1 protein-coding gene is annotated in these 582 nt (G+C 70.3%); it reads left to right on the top strand.

Annotation, left to right across the window (positions count from 1 at the left end; genetic code table 11):
- The coding region (locus RNB18_RS50860; protein WP_394817802.1) for a glycosyltransferase family 39 protein at positions 1-582 on the top strand (582 nt) is incomplete at both ends.

Genomic DNA, 582 nt, shown 5'->3' with positions numbered 1-582 from the left:
TTGGTGCTGGCGGCCTATTTCATGGTGCGCGCGGTCGGGCCGGTGTCGGCCAGGGCCAGCGCGGGGTGGGTGGCACTGGCGGGATGTGCGCTGGGTTTCGCCTTCCTGACCAAGATGCTGCAGGCGTTCCTGATCGTGCCGGGCCTGGCCTTGATGTTCCTGGTCGCCGCACCCGCGGTGAGCGTGTGGAAACGATTGGGCACCTTGCTGATCGGCGCGGCGACGATGATCGCCTCTTCGGGTTGGTACATCGCGCTGGTGGCGCTGTGGCCGGCGGACTCCCGGCCGTACATCGCCGGCTCGACCGACAACAGCCTGCTGCAGCTGGCATTCGGCTACAACGGCCTCCAGCGCATCCTGGGGCAGGAGGGCCCGGGACCCGGCCACGGTCCTGGCCCCGGCGGCCCCGGTCACGGGCGGGGCGGCGGTGCCAACCTGATGTTCGGCGGCGATCCTGGTATCGGCCGGATGTTCGGGTTGTCCTTGGGCACCGAGGCATCGTGGCTGCTGCCCGCAGCACTGATCGGCCTGCTGGCCGCGCTCTGGCTGACGCGCCGTACCGCGCGGACAGCAGGCCGATCA

This window comes from Streptomyces doebereineriae (assembly GCF_031845645.1).
Classification (GTDB): Bacteria; Actinomycetota; Actinomycetes; order Streptomycetales; family Streptomycetaceae; genus Streptomyces; species Streptomyces canus.
The sequence above is the reverse complement of the archived record's forward strand: the minus strand, read 5'-3'. Positions and strand labels throughout refer to the sequence as shown.